This window comes from Turicibacter faecis, from assembly GCF_037076425.1.
Classification (GTDB): domain Bacteria; phylum Bacillota_I; class Bacilli_A; order MOL361; family Turicibacteraceae; genus Turicibacter; species Turicibacter faecis.
In genome coordinates this window covers 642722-663136 of sequence record NZ_AP028127.1, presented here as the reverse complement: position 1 = coordinate 663136, position 20415 = coordinate 642722, and the positions used below count along the sequence as shown (strand labels likewise).

Below are 20415 nucleotides of genomic sequence, written 5' to 3'. Positions count from 1 at the left end.
ACCAACAAGCCCACACGCCCCTACCACGTAGGGCGTCTATGGATTGATGGTTCGTTTAGTTCTTAATTGTAGCGGGATTATTCCCATAAGAAAAGGCTAATGATGTGTAAACATGATTAGCCTATCCAAACACCTACTTTCTATTTTGTAGTAGTTGCTTGACTTCTTGAACAGTATACGGTTTTTTTCTTCTATGAATGATTGCATGACAATTTGGACAAACCGGGATTAAGTCCTTTTTATAATTTACCGAATATTCTTCCTTGACTTCTGATATTGGAACAATATGGTGAACATGAATAAATCCCCTTCCTGCATCTCCATACACTTCTTCAAAATCAAACCCACAAATCTTACAATGGCATCCATGAAATTCAATACACTTCTCTCTTGCCTCAACACTACGCTCATACCTATTAAGTTGAACCTCAATACTATTTCCTTCGTAATAATTATCCTCTTCAATCACATTCGATTTATCATCCAGAGTATCCTGAGCAAAACATTTCTCAATATATTCACCTAATTGAAGTTTATCATTCTGACACTTTACCGCACCTTGTGGTGCTTTTTTTAAACCTTGCTTCAGTAGAGATTCTAGCCCTAAATCGTCACATTCCAAAAACTTAATTAATTGTAACCTTACATATCGACGTGATTTCCTTTGCTCTTTCTCCCGTTCATCAACTGGTACTTTCCAAAAAGTAAAATCATCAATCGTATCCTCGTACATGAGATCTACTGCTAAAACTTTCGTTTTAAACATAATTTTTTGATAGGGCGCCGAAGCATAAATAAACACAGTATCCCCTACAACATACCGGTTATTTTGTCGCCAATCTAGCGTTTTTAAACTAGAAAAGGCACTTATCGCGTCATAATAATTTAAATCACATGGAATAATCCACTGCATCATCCTCACTCCCTATCCTAACTAACATCTAATATTATATCCTATCATTCCCAACTTTTAAATCAGATGAACATATCAATCCTACTTTATAAAAAGATTTAAATCCTTTTTAGATACAAAACCCCACTGTATAACGCCTATCTTCTCCAATCCCTATCACCAAAAGTCATCATCCTATAACATAAAAGGAATAGATCGCTTGGCGAACTATTCCTCTCCCTATTACAACTTAATCCCCTCAATAGTTGATTCCAACAGTTGAGGGGATTTTCTTTTCCCGCTTCTGGAAGGTACCTTCCTTCAACATAAAAACTAACCAACAAGCCCACACGCCCTACCTTGTCGGGCGTCTATGGATTGATGGTTAGTTCTATTTTGATTGTAGCGGGATAAATCCAATAAGAAAAGGCTAATGATGCGAATGCATGATTAGCCTATCCATATCTATACTTATTCCAGTTTAGCGATTTAACCATGACACCTTCGAGAGCCTGCTGGCGATTTAGTGGAATGGTTAGGAATCGCTTGGTGGGGTTAAGAGAATGAGACTAGGTTTATAAATGAGGAAAGTCCTGTTTAACGAACCAATCCCTATAACAAATCACATCCGTGTCTGATAGATCTTGTAGCCATTCTTTATTAAAGACCGCTTTGATAAAAGGTCTACCTTTCCAAAGACACCTTCCTATAACACAAAATGAATAGATCGCCGCGCGAACTATTCATCCCCTATTAAAAACCAATCCCCTCAACTGTTGAATCGCAACTATTGAGGGGATTTTTCGTTCTAATGGTAGGCACCTTCCTTCAACAAAAAAAACTAACCAACAATCCCACGCGCCCCTACCGTGTAGGGCGTCTATGGATTGATGGTTAGTTCGGTTCTTGATTGTAGCGGGATCTGATGATTATCTAAACATCACATTGCAAGGCCTTTTATTATTTAAGTGAAATGAAAAAGAATCATTTCTTGAGATAAGATGGATCTATTAAAGATAAATTACCCTTAAAATTAAACGCAATATCCTTTATCTTGATGAAAGATATAACTCATTATCGTAATAATTTTGCATTCCTTCTAGAATACTATTCAAAAAGGAAATAGTTTCTCGCTTTATTTTATCTAAATCATCCATGCTATAATCACGCCCACACTCGACAAATGAAATCGTCCCATGTGCAAGGTTATTTCTCTTATCCTTAACATCTTTAAGAATAATTCCTCCTCGACTATCTTTATCTAAATTATATACAATTCCGTGTTCTTGACATATTTGCCTTATTTTATCTGCATCTAAATTTCCACTTATATCCGTTGCCTTTCTATCAAGTTCTAAGGGTGTTTCTTCTAAAATAAAATTAATTATCTCCATCGCTTTCCCTTTATATGAATTAAAATGGGCATTTTTAGCATAAACCTGATTGAATTTATAGGAAAACCAAATCTCTTGTATTTCTTTCCGAACCATCTTATATGTCATACCCTTTTGGTGTAAATTTTCATATATCTCTAATATCCCCCCCATAATAGTGGACTCTACAAGGTTATAGACCATCAACAATGCATTAGATTTTAAGATCTTTAAAAAATCATCCTTTAGAAAATCTTGATTTTCTTCTTCTATTTCCTTAAAATCATACAATTTTTCTAATGCGGAATAATATAGCTTTATTTCCTCGACTCGGTCATTAAACATATCAATAGTCTCCTGCATCATTATCCCCCGCTAATAACATATCTCTTACAAATTCAATTCGTCCTCTTACTCTCGCCTGGGAATTACTCGCATGAGTTGTTGTATGTTTCTTAAACTCCTCACTATCCAGCCAATCCATCGAAGCTGGGACCAGGTCGGGTTTCGCTCTTAATGCCAATGCTACACCTACAGAAATAGCTTCAAAACGAACTCGAGGAGTAGATTTCGCCTTTTTGGTTTTTCTAAACCCAAACTCAAAATATTTATCTACAAATCTCAACATATTAAGAAACTCTCTTGTTAATTCATCTTTATTAAAGCTATCCTGTACCCGTTCAACATAATTATCTAAAAATTCACCTACTCGATGATTAAACGATTGGTAATTGTTCAAAAAGGCAAAAAATCTTAATACTAACTCTAAGTCCTCATAACGTTTCTTTCCGTTATCACTTACGGGGCATACACTAATGAATAATTCATTTTTAGTACACTCCTTAAGAAAATCCATAAAAGGACCCGAATAGGTTCCGCGTCGAACCTCACTTTTATTCGCGCGAACCCCAGCAGTATTAATACGATTAAATATTTCTCTTCTAGTCTCTAACGTGGTTTCATCTGATAAAACAATGATCCTCATTGTAGTTTTATTAAATTTCCGTTTGAAATAATCAGGTAAATCCTCATAAGTGAAATTTTCTAAACTTGTTAATAGCTTCAAATTTTTTAATACCAAGTTATTCTCCATGAACGTATCCAAAGTTCTAGTCCTTTGAGCACCATCAATAATTTCACATCTTCCATCATCTGTGTCTGAAAAAAACATAAACGGGATAGGTAACCCCAATAAAATTGACTCAATAAAATCTGTTTTGTGTTGATTTTCCCAAACAAATTGTCGTTGATACTCGTCAGGTATAAAAAATTCATTTTCTCCAAATTGCTTTACTAGAAAATCAATTGAATAGTCCCTGGTATCATAATCAATCTCTTTACGTAATTCTCTAATTTGTGCATTAGCCTTTTCCTTCTGCTCCTCTGTAATTTTATTCTTCACTTAGTCCCACTCCCATCTCTTTCAAATGTTTTAAAATACTCAACCCAATAGCTCGCCCTAACTCAACTGGAACAGCATTACCTATATGTATGCCCAACTTTCTTCTATTAAAACTCTCCTCTTCCCCTATAAACTTATAATCTTTCGGAAAGGATTGTAAAATTGCACCTTCGCGATATGAAAGTGCCCTATCTTGCTCAGGGTGTCCAAATCGCCCATTACCATATCCATAAAATTGAGTTGTTATAGTAGGAGATGGTTCATTCCAAGCCATTCTACCATAAACAGCTCCATAGCTTTTTCCTGTACTTTTTTTATGGCATGGTAGTCGTAAATCCTCATCCCAATCCAGCCATGTTCCTCCCGGAATTGATTGCTGAATGCGTTTTAAATTGATCTGCGATAGTTTGGTAACACAATGAATACTATCCTCCCTATCTTGTCCTCCATTTTTTAATACAGGAAGATCTCCAATAGCATCTCTTACCGTTAAGTACTCTTCTTTCTCATATAAAGGCGGAATTAATTCAATATCACCTAGAAGGGAAGCGAGTAAAACTAACCGCTTTCGTTTCTGTGGAACTCCATAGTCCGGACAATACACAATTTTCCAAGAAAAACGATAACCTTCGTCGGTTAAAAAACTCAAAAAATCCGAAAAAACAGCTTCCTTAGCTAATTCAGGAACGTTTTCCATTGATATTACCTCCGGTTTTACACCCTTAATAATATTAGCAAACGCATACAATAGCTTCCATTTCTCATCCTTATGCCCTTCTTTACGATACCTTTGGGTATACTTCGAAAATGGCTGGCAGGGTGCGCACCCTACTAATACACGTACCGAACCTTTTGAATATAACTCCTTTATTTGATTAACATCTACAGAACTAACATCTCCTTGAATAAATTTAGATTTATTGTTCATTTCATAGGCATAGCGACAAGTTTCATCTATGTCCACTCCAGCGATGACGTCTAATCCTGCAAATTCTAATCCTTTAGTTAGTCCCCCTATACCACAAAATAAATCCACAACTGAAACAGTCAAACTTATCACTCCTCCTTTTTTCTCTTACGTATTGTTCGTTTAAAAACTTTTTAAGATTTCCTCTTTTCAGTTACAGCACCCTATAAAATTAACACTTTACCGCTGTTAATGCCTCTAATGCCATAATTTTAATATGTTCTTTCATATCCGAACTATTTAAGATTTCTTCCCTCGAAAGCCAATATAAATCCCGACTTTCTCCCTTCTGGGGCTTAACACGATCTGACTCAGCTATCGCAAAATAAATAAAATCGATATTCTCTACTTCCTTACCAATATTCTCTAAAAGCGTATATCTAGGATTATTCAACTGACTTACTCTCGTCATACCTAATTTCTTTTGATCATCAATCAAAGTTACCCTTAACCCTGATTCCTCATAGACTTCCCTAATTGCCGTTTCGTGGGGCAATTCATCAGGCAACATATGTCCCCCTACCGGAAACAATGACTTATGTTTTTTATGAAGATGTAGCAAAACTTTATTTTGATAAATAACGTATACCGTCGCTGTTAATGTTCTATTTAAATTCAAATGATTCACCTTACCTTAAATATGAGAATTAAAATATATCTTTTTTCGACAAAATGATGCTTTTTCATTAATTTACTTTTATTATTAGTAAATACAAACTAAAATAAGTAGTGTCTGTTTTCCACCGAGAATCCTATATTAAAGGATAGATCACAGATTATCTATATTTCAAAGAAAGGAAACGGTGCATAGAAAAAAGCTTTTAAAGATCCATCACAAAGTAGCGCATAGATATTAGATGCTATTTCAGTAAAATAGAGGAGATGAAAATTGTGGCAAAAACATTTGGTGAAAGTGAAAAAAATATACTAAATATGTTTCAACCAGGAATAACTTTTGAGTATAACGATAATCAATACGAAGTAACCTTATCAGGAAAACCTACATGCAAGAAGGGAGAACCTAAAACAGATATTTATATTGAAGCACAAGATACTATGACAGCTAAACGAATGGAGTTTAAAATTTCTTTCAAAAAGCAAAATGCTGATTTTTTAGAAAACAAAACGAACGCTGAGCGCGCAGCCCAACTCTTTGGAGACAATTGGAGTAATATTATTTCAACTGCAACCGAGAACCTACGTACAAATTTTAAGGAAAGACCACTCATTTATAAAACAAAATTCAAAAGGACTGAAGCCGGTGCTATTACTCTTGGCTGGAAGTTTGAACTTTTAAACAAACAAAGTGGTGAATTAAGTAGTGATATATCATTAACGCATGACCAAATAGTTGATGTGTATGCTGGAAAGAACTTATCCATTGAAAAAAGAGATGCGCTCGTTAATGGGAAATTAATCCCTGCTAGCGGTATTGCTAATTTTATTTTATTTGAAGATGCGCCAATAAACAATGTACAGGACGCAGTTAACGCCTTAATCACAATCGATGATTACGTCATCCAACACCCTAAGGTCTACTTCGCATGCAAGGCATTAAATTACAGGACTTTTCGTCAAAAATATGATGGAAACCGACCATTAGCAGTTTATGTAAAATGGTGCGTAGAAAACGGAAAACTGGCACACAAACTATGCTTTGAAACACCTCTTGTATATGGTGGTCATGAAGCAGCTAAAAACCTTAAAGACTCTTTAGATCAACTTAATATTAAAACAACAGATGATATAAACGATAATAATGTAAAGGATACAACTATTATCTACGAATAAAAACTTGACACCTGAATCTATAGATCAGGTGTCTTTATTTTATACTAACATTCTAGTGATTTTTTTATACCCAATGCTATTTCATAAGCAAGATTAACAGGAACCGCATTCCCAATCATCTTATACGCATTGTTTGTTTCTTCATATATAAACTTAAAGTCATCTGGGAATCCTTGAACTCTTGCAACCTCTCTGATTGTCATTCTACGGTACAACTCTTCTTTTCCTTCCTCAAATCTATGATCGTTTTTACCGAACTTAACCATTTTAGGAGCTTGAGGATGTAGTTGGCACTGGCGTCCAGATGCCTGTACCGTAAAAGCTTGTTCATCCCAAGACTTTACCCGGTTTCGACTCATGAAAATTGTAGAATATGATCCCGTAAAATATTCATTATTATTAATCGCCTCTGGATTTCGACGATTCTTAGGTCCGGCAGGTACCGCGGTCTCTTGTAAATCCCAAATTATATCCCTTAATGTAATCTTCTTTTCGTCATCCTCTGTTGATCCTTTTGGAAACTCGAAATTAATCCCCAAATCTTTTCTAAAACCAATATAAAACACTCGCTTTCTTTCCTGAGCTACTCCATAATCCTTAGCATTAACTAATGTTAAAGTGACATCGTACCCTGAGTCATCGAACATCTTCATGATATTCTGAACAGCCGTCGAATGTCTATTAGCCAACATACCGCTAACATTCTCTGCTAAAAAGAATTTCGGACTAAACTCCTTTAAAAGTCTAATATAATCAAAAAATAATTGTCCCCTATCATCTTCAATCCCCTTTAATGATCCAGCTTCTGACCATGATTGACAAGGTGGTCCTCCTATAATGCCATCAACATCTCCATCAAAATATTGTTCAATGTCTTTCTTGCTAACCTTTCTTATGTCACCTTCAATTAATTTAGTATTGGGATGATTCACCTTAAATGTTTCCCAAATCTTTTTATCAAATTCATTTGCAACTGGAATTTTAAATCCTGCTTTTTCAAACCCAAGATCTAAACCACCGCAACCACTAAATAGACTAATCACGTTCATATCTTTACCTCCTATAGTAAGTCATCAATATTAAAAACAATATCATTTATATCACAAAAGTGCTTTATTCTTCTCAACGTCTGATAATTAGGTGCTGTCTTCCCATTCTCCCATCTATTTACTGTAGAGAAAGAGACACCTATATGATCAGCAAATTCCGTTTGACTTAATAAACACTTTTTTCTAATCCCCTTAATAGCTTCACTTACATTCACAAGACAACCTCCTTTGTAAGTGTATAGCATAATTATATCATATATATAGCATTTAAGGGAACATCTTTTAATCACCTCATATAACAATACGCATAATTGATACAATTTCCTTTTTTATTTTCTCTTATATTTTAAAAGAGCAGATGGTACTCCCTTCTTATAAAAGAACCGTCAACTTCACAACACCAAATGAATAGATCGCCTAGGCGAACTATTCATCCCTATATTAAAATTAATCCCTTCAACTGTTGCGAGTGCCACGCAACGATTGAGGGGATTTTCTTTCTACTGGAAGGCATCTTCCTTAAACATAAAAACTAACCAACAAGCCCACACGCCCCTACGTTGTCGGGCGTCTATGGATTGATGGTTAGTTCAGTTCTTGATTGTAGCGGGAGGCATTCCATAAGAAAAGGCTAAGGATGTGTAAACATGATTAGCCTATCCATGAGATTCCCGCTTCTAGGTAGCGTTCTAACAAGACCACCCCAAAGGAAAACGGTAGTTTGACACTGGTGGAATGGTTAGAAATCGCTCGTTTGGGTTAAGAGAAATAGACTATGTTTATAAATGAGGTTTCCTTGTTTAACAAACACCACCCGCGTAAGGAATAGCACTACTGTCTGCTAGATCTAGTGGCAATACTTGTAGCGGGACATTCTTTAAATCAATTTATCTCGCTTCCTTGAATAACTTTTACTCTTTTTACCAATAACAGTAATGTAAGTGATTTGCTTACACCCCCTAAAATATTTTTTTATAAAACTCTTCCTAAATTTTTTATATGACAAAAGCGATAGCTCTCCCCCGTGCTATCGCTTTTTTTGTTAGGTAGATATATAAAGGCTGAATAAACCTAGCGGGATATAACCATAATCAAATATGAGTTTGAGAACTTTCCACCAAAGGCTACTCTAAAAAATAATATCTTTCATTAAACAACTGATTCCAGTACACGGAACCAGTTGTTTTTTTTATATAGGTATTAAAAAAAGCAAATAGATCGGCACGCCGAACAATTTGCCTTTCTTATGATATTCCCGCTACTAGAATGACTCCCCTTATCCCTATAACAGTTCCACCACTATCAAGGCACTGGCACACACCATACGCTAGTAGGTGGCCATAAGTGACTTGATTGGTGGTGGATAGAGATTAAGGACATGATGGAAGCGGGATAGATTTAGTTACGGATACTGTTGCTATAACAATGTGCACTTCTAAATCGAACAATTAGAACGCATTAATAACCTAATTTCATGTGATAACCCTCGCCCCTAGACCTCGGTAAATGTTTGGGTATCCAGCACTGTTTTTTGGTCTGTACGGAATTTGTTTTTAATTACGGTGAAAACTCCCCGAGTTTCCAAGTTTGTTTTATCTTCTTGTGGCGTGTCGTACACATACATTTGGATTTATTAGTGGTAAGCGTATCCCCCTAGCCCCAACTGTTGATAGACACTCAAACGCCTTCCATCCTTATTCTTTTTATTTAAAGATTTATCTAATTTTTATAATATAAAAAGAGCCGTTAGGCTCTCTTTTTGACGTACTTACTATTCATGCTGATGTAACCCGCACCTGACTTTAACTTGCCGAGTCCGTTTTCCTCTTCAATAATCGTAAAGACTTCTCCACGTGTAACAGTTCCGACGATTTTAGAGTTAAAATCAGCTTTCTCTCTGATGTTAAGCGAGTCGCAGATGATTTCTACTAGGAATGTTTCTGTTGCAGGAGCGGGGCTTGCATTTTGTTTAAGGGCGGTTGTTCCCGCTTCGAGTGGGGCTTCAATATTCCCTTTTTTGATTTCATCAAGCACCCACTGGACACGGTATCTAAAATTTTCCCATTTATGGTTGGTCAAAATTCGATTCGGGCACATCTTCCCGCTCCAATCCTGATGCTTTTTCAGGCGTTCAATCGGCAACCCAAACTGATGCAACAGTCTCGCCACCACATAGACCGCATTTTCCTCAGCCTGCTCATATAGAAAGCCATCTTCATGTAGCGGACGACAAATCTCTACACTAATGCCCTTCCGGTTTCCAAGACCATTGGAACCATCCCCACATGACCAACTATTGCGATTAAATGGAAGTCCCTGAATGACTTGCTCCTCATCAACGGCAAGATGATAGGAAACTTCTAAATTATTCGTCGTCATATACTTAATCTCATTTTCCGCACTCGCCCGATTCGCGGTATCATGCACGGTAATATACTCCACCGTCATCGCGTACGGGCATTTTAAAGAATATTTATCTTTTGAAACGAGTTGCTTTCTAAATGTATAGGTCATTACTCTTCCCCCTCCAATGTGATTCGTAATCGTTCAATAAATTTACTTATAAAGCGTGGTAAAGGTACCCCGACCTCACCTAGATTTTCAAACAAACTAACCAACTCGAATAACCCAAAAAAGCATAACATCATATGGCTTAATCCGATTTGGGTTTCTTCAAGTTTGAAAATAGACAGTAAATCGGTTGGGATCATCGTCACCAAATTCAATTCGACCAAAGAATCAATCACAATGAAGACAAGTAACGCCAGTAGCACCCCCGCCTTTCGAATCAGGCCGTTCGTTCCAATCGTGGAATTAATTCCCCGCCGCATCGCCACAGCTTTGAAAATTCCACTCAGAATGTCGCACACCATCAAAAAGACAACCAATGTCATTCCCGCTACTGGAACTACCACTTCATGCGAAAACACTTCAATCATCTTCGTCATCACCACTTCCCCTCACCTCCTATCTTAATTAATTATAAAGCCATTTACGAAGTGAACGTATCCCCACCTAGGAGTGTTCACTATCCTAAAAATAAAAAAGCCCCCACGATTGATACGAAGAGAACCATTGGGGGGATATTTAAGATAAGCGGTTTATTTAGTCCATTTTATCTACATCAATTCAAATTGTTTTGATAATAAATTGGGAATATTATGATTCATTATCTTATCCTTATCTGCTTTCAAAATAGCAATTAATTCTTGGGTAGTCAATTGACGGCAGGAAAACAATCCTGATGTCTCATCAGCTAATGATTTTAAACTATCCAATACCTCCTCTGAAATTGTAGGTGAAATAAAATAACCCTCACTGTATAAAAAAATTATATTATTAATAATACTTAATTTTTTTCCAAGGAATCAACACTATTTAATTGTTTTCGAAACTCCCTATATCTAATATTCCCCTTGTCAACAAATAAAATAATCTCACTTGTCGCCTCCATCGGCAAAATTGCCATTTGAATCCATTTCATCTTATGTTTAGGGTTGGCGTTATATATATTATTAATGACCGCTCCCTTTAAGTCGATTGGAAGCACTACTGCCCCTTGAAATGCTATAGGAATAACATAATCTAATTTTTTATGAAAAATAATTTGATAATCACCTTTATAACTTTTATTTATTTTTCTTTTAGCGTACGCCAGCTCTTCTTCCAACTCTGTTAGATCCATCTGATTAATTTTATTTTTAAATTTGCCTTGATTTCCGAACTGGATATTGGCATATAATTGAATCTCCATTTTTCTCTGACTTATCATTTTCAGGGTATTCTTCAAATGAATTTGGGCTAACATCTTACTCGTTATTTCATTTAGATAGTTTTCAGGATTTTCATATTCTTGAAAGATTGTGTTATCGCAACTCTTACATATTATTTGAAATGTTCCCGCAGCCTTTACTCCCTTTTCCATTTCCACTAATCTCATCTCTATTACTTTATTGGCTGAAAAAAGCTTCCCTTTTTGAGCAATATTTCTTAAACTAAATGCAGGAATTGTATGAGAATTACAAAAACTGCTACATGGGGTGCCGCAATAATAACAATTACTCTCTTTTGCTTTAGATTGCGCAGTTCTTATACCCTTGCTGACTACTTTTTTAGAATCTATTAATTCACTCTTATTTAATTTACTAAGAACTCGCGTCATTTTGTTTAGATTTAATTTCGCATATTCTCTAGCCATTGAATCATCACCTTTTTAATTAATAAATCAGTTTTTAATATTGAAAATATTTTAAGAAAAAAAATCAGATACATCAATTCAACTCAATTTACTTCTTTATAGTTAAAATACCCAAAATCATGATATTAATCCAAAAATAAAATAAATTTTATAATTCTGACCATATTAACCTTATTAATCTTTATAAGACTAGAGAGGAGTCATCTCATGAATGATACTATTTTAACATCATTTAAAGAAGATCAATTAAATCGAAAAGGAATCGCTCAAAACTTAACACACATTATTTCAACTAAAAATAAGCCCTTAGTCATCTCACTAGACTCTGGATGGGGAACAGGAAAGACAACCTTTATTCACATGTGGCAAGATATGTTAATGAGTACGGAACAATATCAAAAACAATTTGAAACTATTTATTTTAATGCATGGGAGAATGACTACAGCAAAACTCCACTTATAGATATTTTTATAGAACTTGAAACATGTATAAATAATAATACACCCGAGCTAAAAAAAGCATTCGATAAAATGAAAATGTTTTTCCTTGATACGATAGATATTGGAAGTTCTATCGCAATTAAACTCTTGACTCAAGGAGTTTTAGAAAAGTCCGATTTCATAAAGGATGATAATGTAGACAAAGAGTTTAGAAATCTTAAAAGGAAATTAAATTATACAGTCCTCTCTGAAACAATTAATAACAAAAATTTAAGGAAAGAATTAAAACGTGCGATGAGTAATTATCAGAAAACTGTAGGAAAGAAGATAATCTTCTTTATTGATGAACTCGATCGTTGTCGTCCTCCCTATACCATTGAATTATTAGAAGTAATCAAACATCTCTTTAATATCGAAGGATTTGCATTTATTTTATCCATAGATAAGGAACAACTTTCACATTCGATATCCTCAATCTACGGCACTAATATGGATACTATCGGATATTTAGGACGTTTTTTGGACATCGATTTTCAACTCCCCCATCCCGATTTACGTGCCTACTCCCAATTAAAAAGTGATCTCACCTTTTCTCACTATAAAAATACAAACTATTTCTCCTTTTTCTTAATTGAATTCATTCATACTTATAACTTCTCATTAAGGGACATTAATAAGCTATATAATTATCTTGACTTACTTCTCCCACTAATTCCTGAATTTAATAAAGAGTTTAGTACGTATCAACCACTATACCTTATTACAACTGCTTACCTCTATGCACTCTTAATCATTCTTAAGTTCAAAGCTCCAATGATTTATAATCAGATTATAAATAAAAACTACGATATAGAAACCATCTTAGGTGAGATTCAAACTATTGATATTAAAGATTCTATGACCCATCTAGACCAAACATTCGGCTTCAGTAGTACATCTATCCAACTATTTACTGATCAACTACTAAAAAAATACATCGCCCTAAACCGTATCAGCAATAAAATTAATTGGACATATATAGCCGAGGAGAACGATGACTTCATTGTAATTCCAACAAATAGACAGGGTAATCCAATCCCTTCAGTAAGAGTAGAACTCATTAATTTTTTCACAGATAACAACATTCAATCTAAACTAGAATTTGTCGATTATTTTAATTTAGAATAATTTTTCCCTTTTTAAAATGGAAAATCATCACTAACAGCAATAGGCTAATACCTTAACTCTGCCAGTGGCGGATAGCTACGAGATTGGCTACGTAGCGTAGGAATCCCTCAACCTTTTTTATCGTATTTAACTATCCAGTAATCTTTCATCACTCGCACATAGTACGGAATATTTTGTTGTTTTAAGTAGGCCTCAAGTTCTTTTAAATGATGCAAATAATAACAATAGATATCACCTGCATCCTCACAGTTAATGCATACCCGCTCCTGTGCTAAAAAAATGGAATTCGGCTCACCCTCACAGACTTTCTTATCATTGATGAGATTCAACTCTTCAAACACCCGCTTAATCGCTTGGTCACGTGTGACGGCCCCCTGCTTTACACGAAACAAGCGATGATAATTCAGCTGATGCCTTTTTGCAAAAGTAGATAACGTCATATTATTAATCCGTAAATACTCTTCTAAATCCAAACGACTTCCCCCTTTTTGGCATAATAGATTTAAGCAACTTCTTGATTCATGATTACTGACTTCTAACCCCACATTAACACTCAAAACTATTGTCACCTTTCATATTTGTAACAACATGGCTTTCAACACGTTCTTGCAATCTATCACAATACCGTGCACAGAAATCCGCACGATTCCGTTGCTCCATCGCCACTAATTCATTGTCTTTTAACTTTTTTAAAATTCGTGAAGTCTCTGCTAAGATTTCTAAATCAAACGATGTTAATAATTCTAAATATGTCATAGAAAACTCCCCCTCTAATTTTTTCAATCTAGTTTCACTTAGCAACTCATTGGTAAAGTTCCATCCCTCTTTGTGTTTAAAAACACTGCAAGGGCTTCTCACTTTCTGCATGAGTTAACCGCTAAGTTCAACCTTTTATTTGTCATACTCCTATCTCCTTATCCTTTGTTTTTTACTTTGCATTCTGGCATAGATATAAAATAATCCATTCCAGTCGTTGTAACGAATTTCAACTTCTTTAAATTGATATTGCGGGTATTCACGCTCTAACCGTTCACCAATGAAATCTTGATTTAAGACCATATCCATGACTTTTTTCCTGCTTAACTTCGTCCGATTCTTGGATGGTTTGGGTAAGACAAGATTCCCTTTGCTAGAACCCCACCGTTTCTTCCCTTTCAAGCGAATGTTCTTTCTCTCTTTAACCATGTACTCACAAATTCCGATAAAGTTTTCATCCTTGTAATAATTTAATGTTTGGATATGAGAAAATCCGAGTCCCCACTTTAACTCCATTTCTTGTTTACTTAGGCCATTATCCATCACTAAATGAAGATGCAGCCTTTCTGCTTCCTCAATGATATAAACATACTTCGCATTCTCTAACCCTTTTTTCTTTCTTGCTCGATTAATTCGTCTAAAAAAGTTTTTGCATAATTTCTCTGCCGTCTCCAAATCCTTCGGCTCCTCCGCAAACGTGAACGTGCACCAGTAGTCCCCTGGATAAAAATTCTCATGCACCAAGCGAAACAACTTTTTCTTCGCGTGCCGATCATTCAAATTTTTCTGACATTCCCGACTCTCCCGCTTCTTCTCCTTGTGCCTCCTAATCATGTCAGGGATTTGATGACGAAAAGACGGATAAATCTCTACTTCAAATTGATTCCCTGATTTAATCGTAGCCGTTGTATAAGCTACGCCCCGTTGGGGCCTCACCACCTCCTCCAACAACTCACCCGTACTTAAATCCAACTGCTTGTCATATATCCGCTCATAATCATAATCATCAAAAACCCGCTTCATCTCCCAAACCCCATTCCCATTTTGTTCACTCAACTTTTTGGTAATCTAGTTTCACTTAGCAACTCATTGGTAAAGTTCAATCCCTCCTTGTGTTTAACAACACTTAAAGGGCTTCTCACTTTCTGCATGAGTTAACCGCTTTAAGCCCTACCAGCGGGGGATAGCCACGAGCCTCGCTACGTGGCGTAGGGGACCCTCAACTTTTTGTACGACTTGTTAATACCGTATACAAGCCCGTTAAGGGGAGGTACCCCCACATAATTTTTAGTAAAAGAAAAATGAAGTTTGTCACGACTTCATTTTTTTAGGTATGTTCTAACTTGTTATTTTCACGACCCAATCGACGACGGCTCTCACCGACGCGTCCTGTTTCATCACAATTTTTGAACCATCGGAGACGGCCCCAATCCAACACGGATCACGGTACTCAAGCGTACCGACCTGTTGCCTTCCCTTCATCACTTTATAACCAGTTGCACGACCACACCGATTGACCTCATACACCTGAAACCACACCATTTAATTCCCCCTTAAACAGCCATTTTTGATAGCTTATGTTGTGACATGAGTGCCTGGCATTTATGACATCGAATCTGCTTAATAGCAAATCCTGAGTTAAATGAAAAACCGCACGCACAATAATACTCATAATCAAGCGGCAAATTTTTCACCCCACTGATCCGGGTTCTAGCCCGCATCTGCTCATCAAAGTACCATAACACTTCCAATCCCTCTTCAAACGTCTGAAAATCTAACGTCTTCATTGACTTTTTTGACTCTACCGATGAGAAGCCATAACTCCCAAGCAAATTTGAAAACTCCAAAACCCCAAGTGGCGTATTAATCTTCATAAACATCCCCCTAATTTTTTCTTAATGTTGAATAAAATCACATTTATTGTGAAAAATAAGATTGTTATGTGATTATAATCCTCATAACAATCAAAAACACCGAAATTGAAAGACCTAGACCCCTCTAAAATGTTGAATAAAATCACTACTATCCTAAAAAAAAGAAGTCTTTTTTAAATGAGAGAGGCTAAAGATAGCCTCTTCTGGAAAAAATACGTTCGTGATTTCATACGGACGTAGGTTTAATAAATCCGCCATTGCTAGAATATCTTGATTTGATAAACGCTCTGGATACTTGATTCGAGAACAAATATAACTCTTTTTCACGCCTAAGGCGTGTGCAAACTGTTCAAGTGTTAGTCCCCTTAATTCCATATACTCCTTCAACAATGTAATATCCATTATCTAATCCCCTTTCATCCCTTCCATTTAGCAAGTCATCCCCTGATGTTGACTTGGCTCACCCCTATGATACAACACTCTTCGTCTTCTTCACAATTATAAACCGCTAACATTTACAATTAGCTCCCTTAGTTTAGCCAAATTAACCCAATATTTTATAAAATTAACCTCCTTTTCGACACAAAACCCATTTTGTGTGGTTTGTGGTGTAAAATCCCCTCCAACTTGTTAGTTCTTGCCTCTTTTTGTCGAAAATCTACAAAAAGTAGCGAGTGAGTGAGTTATGTTATTCGTGATTCCACCGACCTATAGTATGATAGACGTAGACAAACAAATTAAAGGATGGATTAGAAAATGGAAATGAAAGATATTATTAAATCACGCCGTCTTGAACTGGGACTTACCCAACAAGAACTCGCCGACCTCTGTCATGCTGATCGCTCAACTGTCGGTAAATGGGAGTCGGGCGATATCATCAACATTAAACGCGATAAACTCAGGCTCCTCGCGAGTGTCCTTGAAGTTTCACACCTCGCATTACTCGGGGCCGAAGAATACGTTCCAACACAAAAAGATAAAATCATTATTTATGATGCCATTTATGGTGACAAATTAGGAAATCCAATTGATGACCTTAAAAATCCCTATCCTGAACAGGTAGGAAATTACTTCGGTATCAAAGTCGAACACCCTACCTTCCCGGATAATGGTTGCTATGTCATCTTTAATAAAGATCAAAAAGTCCAATCAGGCGATATTGTTGCCGTCTCATTAAATGCCGAACAAGCGATCGTTCGAAAACTTTACCTCGTCGACAAGGACATCATCACTTTACGCCCGGTTCTTGGCGATGGTGAACTCATTAACCTTGTTGGAAACGACGTTAAAAACATGAACGTCCTCGGTAAATATAGCTTTACGATCACCCCATTCATCAAGTAGGCGACCGGTGACCCAAGCCCTACCAAAGGAGGAAACATTTACTCCGTAAATGGCAGGTGACCCAAGCCCTACCAAAGGAGGAAACATTTACTCCGTAAATGGCAGGTGACCCATTCAACCTTTTATTCAATCCAGTTTCAAGTAGCATCTGTTCAACCCTAGTAATGGTGTATGGTTCGCCTTGCTCACTTGCTAGGGGACCCATTAAGTCTTGCAATCGTACCTTGACACTTCGTGCCAACGACAATCGCTTTCGACTTATACGCCCAGATACCCGCTACTTTCAACCTTTTATTCAATCCAGTTTCACCGAGCAAAATTCCTATGTAGTCTCAAACAACTCTGGGATTCTAAAAGCGAATCCGACGGTTGTTTTTACGACCACTACGGACTTTTAACCGCTCGATTCAACCTTATATAGGAGGTGTCATTATTATGAAAGTTGCTCTTTATGCCCGCGTTTCGACTGAGAAGCAGATCGAGAATTATAGTATTCCCGTTCAAAAGGAGCGTATTTATGCTCTTTGCAAATCAAAAGGATGGACGGATGTTGTCGAGTACATTGACGGGGGATACAGTGGTTCAAACCTAAATCGTCCCGCTTTAATCAAACTGCAGGAAGATATTGAACAAGGTCTTATCAACGCCGTGGTTGTCTATCGCCTCGATCGTCTGAGTCGTTCCCAACGGGATACGATTTACCTGATTGAAGATAAATTTCTTCCCCACAACGTCGAATTCATCTCCATTAGTGAGACTATCGACACAAGCACGCCTTTTGGTCGCGCCATGATTGGAATCATGTCCGTGTTCGCCCAACTTGAACGGGAAACCATCACCGAGCGTCTCAAATCAGGACGTCTCAAAATGGTCAAAGACGAAGGACTTTGGGCGGGCGGAGCTGCTACTACCCCCTATGGCTATACACGCCTCGAACGTGGCCAACTCGTCGTCAACGAAAATGAACGTCACCACGTCCGTCGCATCTTTGAGGAATATGTCTCCCTTAAATCCTACATCAAAGTCCAACAAAAGTTAGAAAAGGAAGGATTTAAGCCGATTCCTAAACACCGAATTCTCACGCTCCTTAAAAATCGCCTATACCTTGGCGAAGTCTCATTCGCAGGTGAATGGCATAAAGGTTCACACGAGGCCCTGATTACCGAAGACCTCTTCAATGCCGTCCAAACCGTCTTCGAACAAAGCACTCGTAAAAACTTTGGTAAAATCAAAAACAACGTCTTCCGACGAAAAATCATCTGTGGTGAATGCGGCGAAACTTACCTATCCTATATGAACCGCGAGAAAAAAAGCGGGAACAAATACTACTACATGATTTGTAAAAATCGCAAAGTTGCCCCTGAGGGTGGCTGTAAATGTACTAATCGAAATCTTCGAAGAACCACTTTAGAGGAGGAGATCTTTACACGCATCATGAACCTTGAGGCAGGTGATTACCAAGCCCCTCCTCAAACGAAAAAGCCCGAGGACATTCAACCACAACTTGAAAAACTTGATAACAAGATTAGCAAGCTTATCGACCTCTACCTCGAATCTGGACTCTCCAAAGAGCATTATGAGACAAAACTCGCCGACTACAACAAACAAAAAGAGGAACTCCTTTCAAAGTCGAAGGAATCTAACTATGAACAAACCGCCATGGAACAAATGATTCAAGACGGCATCCCTAATCTATTCGAGTGCGACCTCGAAACCCAGACTTCCATCATTGATTTATTTATTGACCACATCATCGTTCACCCGACCGATTTAGAAATCATTTGGAAAAAATAACGTCACACCCAGGAGGCCCTTATGAACGTTGCCCTATATTTACGCGTCTCTACCGAACAACAAATCGAAAAATATGGACTCGACGTCCAACACGAAAAACTTCGATCCTACTGTCAAGCGAGAGGATGGACCCACGTCACTGACTATATCGATGGTGGATACAGTGGTTCAAACTTGAACCGTCCCGCTTTACAACAGCTCATTAAAGACATTCAAGCTAAAAAAATTGACCTCGTCCTCGTCTACCGCCTCGACCGCCTGAGTCGTTCCCAACGTGATACCCTCTCCCTCATCGAAGAACTTTTTCTTCCCCATCACGTCGAATTCATCTCCCTCAGTGAAACTATCGATACTCAAACCCCATTCGGGCGGGCGGCGATTGGAATCCTTTCTACCTTCGCTCAACTCGAACGTGAAAACATCAAAGAACGTCTCTACACGTGCCATCAAAAGATGGTACAAGAAGAAGGACTTTGGGCTGGTGGCGCAGGCACTACCCCCTATGGCTATACCCGACTTGCCCGCGGCCAACTCGTTGTCAATGAATCAGAACGTCACCACGTCCAACGTATTTTCGAATCCTATCTCGAACTCAAATCCGTGGCCCAAGTCAATAAACAACTCCAAGCCGAAGGCTTTAAAAAACTTAGATATCAACGACTATCTAACATCCTAAAAAGTCGTCTCTACCTCGGCGAAGTCTCCTTTGCGGGCGAATGGCACAAAGGCTCACACGAGGCCCTCATCACAGAAGAGCTCTTCGATGCTGTCCAACAAGCCCGACAAGAAATCACCAATCCCAATAGGATGGGCCCAAAAAACAAAACCTTCACCGGACTCATCACCTGCGGTCACTGCGGAGCCGTTTACAAAGTGTATAATCGCCGCATCACCAAAGCAGACGGGGAAAAGGCCTATGAAAGCTACTACATGTGCGAAAATAGAAAACTTCCCAAAACCCATCCACAAAAATGCTATAACAGTAGGATTACCCGAGAGGCCCTCGAACAACAAGTCATGGCACAAATCAAACACCTTCAACAACTTAACCAGAAAAAATATAAAACTGATCTCGTTGCCTTTAAGCGAAAACTCAAAACCATTGACCAAAAAACAAGTAAACTCATCGACCTCTACACCGATGGCCAACTCGCCAAAAAAACTTTCCAACAAAAACTAAATGCCCTCACCGAACAAAAACAAACTCTCCTCCAAAAAATTAGCGAAACTGAGGCCAAACAAAAAGCACCCTCAGCCGAAGAAAATTCCACCACCCTTGATTCCCTGGTTAAACACCTCATCAAAAACATCACCATTATCGATAACACCCTCGACATCACCTGGAATAACTAAACAAAGCGTTCATC

Annotated in this window: 22 protein-coding genes; 5 read left to right on the top strand and 17 right to left on the bottom strand. The window is 37.5% G+C overall.

From position 1 onward, the window contains the following. Window positions 1–133 precede the first annotated feature (133 nt). The 5 genes from AACH31_RS03170 to AACH31_RS03150 form a co-directional block, all read right to left on the bottom strand. Window positions 134–913, bottom strand: coding sequence for an HNH endonuclease (locus tag AACH31_RS03170; RefSeq protein WP_338617901.1), 780 nt, complete (start codon window positions 911–913; stop codon window positions 134–136). 1028 nt (window positions 914–1941) lie between these two features. Beyond that, window positions 1942–2610 (bottom strand): MAE_28990/MAE_18760 family HEPN-like nuclease, encoded by a 669-nt coding sequence (locus AACH31_RS03165; RefSeq protein WP_338617900.1) that lies wholly within the window; start codon window positions 2608–2610, stop codon window positions 1942–1944. Window position 2611: 1 nt separating this feature from the next. Continuing rightward, window positions 2612–3667: a DUF262 domain-containing protein gene (locus tag AACH31_RS03160; protein ID WP_338617899.1), complete on the bottom strand. Its 1056-nt coding sequence runs from the start codon at window positions 3665–3667 to the stop codon at window positions 2612–2614. After that, window positions 3657–4718, bottom strand: a complete 1062-nt coding sequence (locus AACH31_RS03155) for a DNA cytosine methyltransferase (protein ID WP_338617898.1) — start codon at window positions 4716–4718, stop codon at window positions 3657–3659. The genes AACH31_RS03160 and AACH31_RS03155 overlap by 11 nt, the downstream gene beginning before the upstream one ends. A gap of 88 nt (window positions 4719–4806) precedes the next feature. Then, window positions 4807–5253: an NUDIX domain-containing protein gene (locus AACH31_RS03150; protein WP_338617897.1), complete on the bottom strand. Its 447-nt coding sequence runs from the start codon at window positions 5251–5253 to the stop codon at window positions 4807–4809. A gap of 272 nt (window positions 5254–5525) precedes the next feature. On the opposite strand from AACH31_RS03150, the gene AACH31_RS03145 reads away from it, so the two are divergent. Beyond that, window positions 5526–6425, top strand: coding sequence for a hypothetical protein (locus tag AACH31_RS03145; RefSeq protein WP_338617896.1), 900 nt, complete (start codon window positions 5526–5528; stop codon window positions 6423–6425). 44 nt (window positions 6426–6469) lie between these two features. Here the strand turns inward: AACH31_RS03145 and AACH31_RS03140 are convergent, their stop codons facing one another. From AACH31_RS03140 to AACH31_RS03115, 6 genes are all read right to left on the bottom strand, one after another. Continuing rightward, the gene (locus tag AACH31_RS03140) at window positions 6470–7474 is read right to left on the bottom strand and encodes a DNA cytosine methyltransferase (protein WP_338617895.1); all 1005 of its coding nucleotides are present in this window, start codon (window positions 7472–7474) and stop codon (window positions 6470–6472) included. Window positions 7475–7485: 11 nt separating this feature from the next. Continuing rightward, window positions 7486–7689, bottom strand: coding sequence for a helix-turn-helix domain-containing protein (locus AACH31_RS03135; RefSeq protein ID WP_338617893.1), 204 nt, complete (start codon window positions 7687–7689; stop codon window positions 7486–7488). A 1531-nt stretch (window positions 7690–9220) separates the two neighbouring features. Next, window positions 9221–9988 carry an N-acetylmuramoyl-L-alanine amidase gene (locus AACH31_RS03130; protein WP_338617892.1) on the bottom strand — a complete coding sequence of 256 codons (768 nt, stop codon included), beginning with the start codon at window positions 9986–9988 and terminating at the stop codon, window positions 9221–9223. Next, a complete protein-coding gene (locus AACH31_RS03125) occupies window positions 9988–10422 on the bottom strand; it encodes a phage holin family protein (protein ID WP_338617890.1) in 435 nt (144 codons plus the stop codon). The genes AACH31_RS03130 and AACH31_RS03125 overlap by 1 nt, the downstream gene beginning before the upstream one ends. A 171-nt stretch (window positions 10423–10593) precedes the next feature. Further along, window positions 10594–10752, bottom strand: a complete 159-nt coding sequence (locus AACH31_RS03120) for a hypothetical protein (RefSeq protein ID WP_338617889.1) — start codon at window positions 10750–10752, stop codon at window positions 10594–10596. A gap of 71 nt (window positions 10753–10823) precedes the next feature. Then, window positions 10824–11672 (bottom strand): hypothetical protein, encoded by an 849-nt coding sequence (locus tag AACH31_RS03115; protein ID WP_338617888.1) that lies wholly within the window; start codon window positions 11670–11672, stop codon window positions 10824–10826. A gap of 207 nt (window positions 11673–11879) precedes the next feature. On the opposite strand from AACH31_RS03115, the gene AACH31_RS03110 reads away from it, so the two are divergent. Further along, on the top strand, window positions 11880–13280 hold the full coding sequence (locus tag AACH31_RS03110) for a KAP family P-loop NTPase fold protein (RefSeq protein ID WP_338617886.1): 1401 nt from the start codon (window positions 11880–11882) through the stop codon (window positions 13278–13280). Between the two features lie 107 nt (window positions 13281–13387). On the opposite strand, the gene AACH31_RS03105 is transcribed toward AACH31_RS03110, so the two are convergent. From AACH31_RS03105 to AACH31_RS03080, 6 genes are all read right to left on the bottom strand, one after another. Continuing rightward, the gene (locus AACH31_RS03105; protein WP_338617884.1) at window positions 13388–13837 is read right to left on the bottom strand and encodes a hypothetical protein; all 450 of its coding nucleotides are present in this window, start codon (window positions 13835–13837) and stop codon (window positions 13388–13390) included. Next, on the bottom strand, window positions 13827–14036 hold the full coding sequence (locus tag AACH31_RS03100; RefSeq protein ID WP_338617882.1) for a hypothetical protein: 210 nt from the start codon (window positions 14034–14036) through the stop codon (window positions 13827–13829). The genes AACH31_RS03105 and AACH31_RS03100 overlap by 11 nt, the downstream gene beginning before the upstream one ends. 150 nt (window positions 14037–14186) lie before the next feature. Then, entirely contained in the window at window positions 14187–15059 is an 873-nt protein-coding gene (locus AACH31_RS03095) for a rolling circle replication-associated protein (RefSeq protein WP_338617881.1), read from the bottom strand. Between the two features lie 315 nt (window positions 15060–15374). After that, window positions 15375–15578: a hypothetical protein gene (locus AACH31_RS03090; RefSeq protein ID WP_161832267.1), complete on the bottom strand. Its 204-nt coding sequence runs from the start codon at window positions 15576–15578 to the stop codon at window positions 15375–15377. An 11-nt stretch (window positions 15579–15589) separates the two neighbouring features. After that, window positions 15590–15910, bottom strand: coding sequence for a hypothetical protein (locus AACH31_RS03085; RefSeq protein WP_262951197.1), 321 nt, complete (start codon window positions 15908–15910; stop codon window positions 15590–15592). A gap of 153 nt (window positions 15911–16063) precedes the next feature. Continuing rightward, the gene (locus AACH31_RS03080) at window positions 16064–16312 is read right to left on the bottom strand and encodes a helix-turn-helix domain-containing protein (RefSeq protein ID WP_161832269.1); all 249 of its coding nucleotides are present in this window, start codon (window positions 16310–16312) and stop codon (window positions 16064–16066) included. A 354-nt stretch (window positions 16313–16666) separates the two neighbouring features. Between AACH31_RS03080 and AACH31_RS03075 the strand changes: the two genes are divergently transcribed. The 3 genes from AACH31_RS03075 to AACH31_RS03065 all read left to right on the top strand — a co-directional run bounded on the left by AACH31_RS03075 (window position 16667) and on the right by AACH31_RS03065 (window position 20401). After that, complete coding sequence (locus AACH31_RS03075; protein ID WP_338617879.1) at window positions 16667–17254, top strand: helix-turn-helix domain-containing protein; 588 nt, start codon at window positions 16667–16669, stop codon at window positions 17252–17254. A gap of 435 nt (window positions 17255–17689) precedes the next feature. After that, on the top strand, window positions 17690–19048 hold the full coding sequence (locus tag AACH31_RS03070; protein ID WP_338617878.1) for a recombinase family protein: 1359 nt from the start codon (window positions 17690–17692) through the stop codon (window positions 19046–19048). A gap of 21 nt (window positions 19049–19069) precedes the next feature. Beyond that, window positions 19070–20401 (top strand): recombinase family protein, encoded by a 1332-nt coding sequence (locus tag AACH31_RS03065; RefSeq protein WP_338617877.1) that lies wholly within the window; start codon window positions 19070–19072, stop codon window positions 20399–20401. Window positions 20402–20415: the final 14 nt, after the last annotated feature.

What these genes read in the sequence shown, in the direction of transcription:
- AACH31_RS03125 (WP_338617890.1), bottom strand. Translation starts at nt 10,422, where the DNA reads ATGACGAAGATGATTGAAGTGTTTTCGCATGAAGTGGTAGTTCCAGTA.
- AACH31_RS03165 (WP_338617900.1), bottom strand. Translation starts at nt 2,610, where the DNA reads ATGTTTAATGACCGAGTCGAGGAAATAAAGCTATATTATTCCGCATTA.
- AACH31_RS03090 (WP_161832267.1), bottom strand. Translation starts at nt 15,578, where the DNA reads ATGGTGTGGTTTCAGGTGTATGAGGTCAATCGGTGTGGTCGTGCAACT.
- AACH31_RS03075 (WP_338617879.1), top strand. Translation starts at nt 16,667, where the DNA reads ATGGAAATGAAAGATATTATTAAATCACGCCGTCTTGAACTGGGACTT.
- AACH31_RS03140 (WP_338617895.1), bottom strand. Translation starts at nt 7,474, where the DNA reads ATGAACGTGATTAGTCTATTTAGTGGTTGCGGTGGTTTAGATCTTGGG.
- AACH31_RS03085 (WP_262951197.1), bottom strand. Translation starts at nt 15,910, where the DNA reads ATGAAGATTAATACGCCACTTGGGGTTTTGGAGTTTTCAAATTTGCTT.
- AACH31_RS03065 (WP_338617877.1), top strand. Translation starts at nt 19,070, where the DNA reads ATGAACGTTGCCCTATATTTACGCGTCTCTACCGAACAACAAATCGAA.
- AACH31_RS03070 (WP_338617878.1), top strand. Translation starts at nt 17,690, where the DNA reads ATGAAAGTTGCTCTTTATGCCCGCGTTTCGACTGAGAAGCAGATCGAG.
- AACH31_RS03130 (WP_338617892.1), bottom strand. Translation starts at nt 9,988, where the DNA reads ATGACCTATACATTTAGAAAGCAACTCGTTTCAAAAGATAAATATTCT.
- AACH31_RS03095 (WP_338617881.1), bottom strand. Translation starts at nt 15,059, where the DNA reads ATGAAGCGGGTTTTTGATGATTATGATTATGAGCGGATATATGACAAG.
- AACH31_RS03170 (WP_338617901.1), bottom strand. Translation starts at nt 913, where the DNA reads ATGCAGTGGATTATTCCATGTGATTTAAATTATTATGACGCGATAAGT.
- AACH31_RS03115 (WP_338617888.1), bottom strand. Translation starts at nt 11,672, where the DNA reads ATGGCTAGAGAATATGCGAAATTAAATCTAAACAAAATGACGCGAGTT.
- AACH31_RS03110 (WP_338617886.1), top strand. Translation starts at nt 11,880, where the DNA reads ATGAATGATACTATTTTAACATCATTTAAAGAAGATCAATTAAATCGA.
- AACH31_RS03080 (WP_161832269.1), bottom strand. Translation starts at nt 16,312, where the DNA reads ATGGATATTACATTGTTGAAGGAGTATATGGAATTAAGGGGACTAACA.
- AACH31_RS03100 (WP_338617882.1), bottom strand. Translation starts at nt 14,036, where the DNA reads ATGACATATTTAGAATTATTAACATCGTTTGATTTAGAAATCTTAGCA.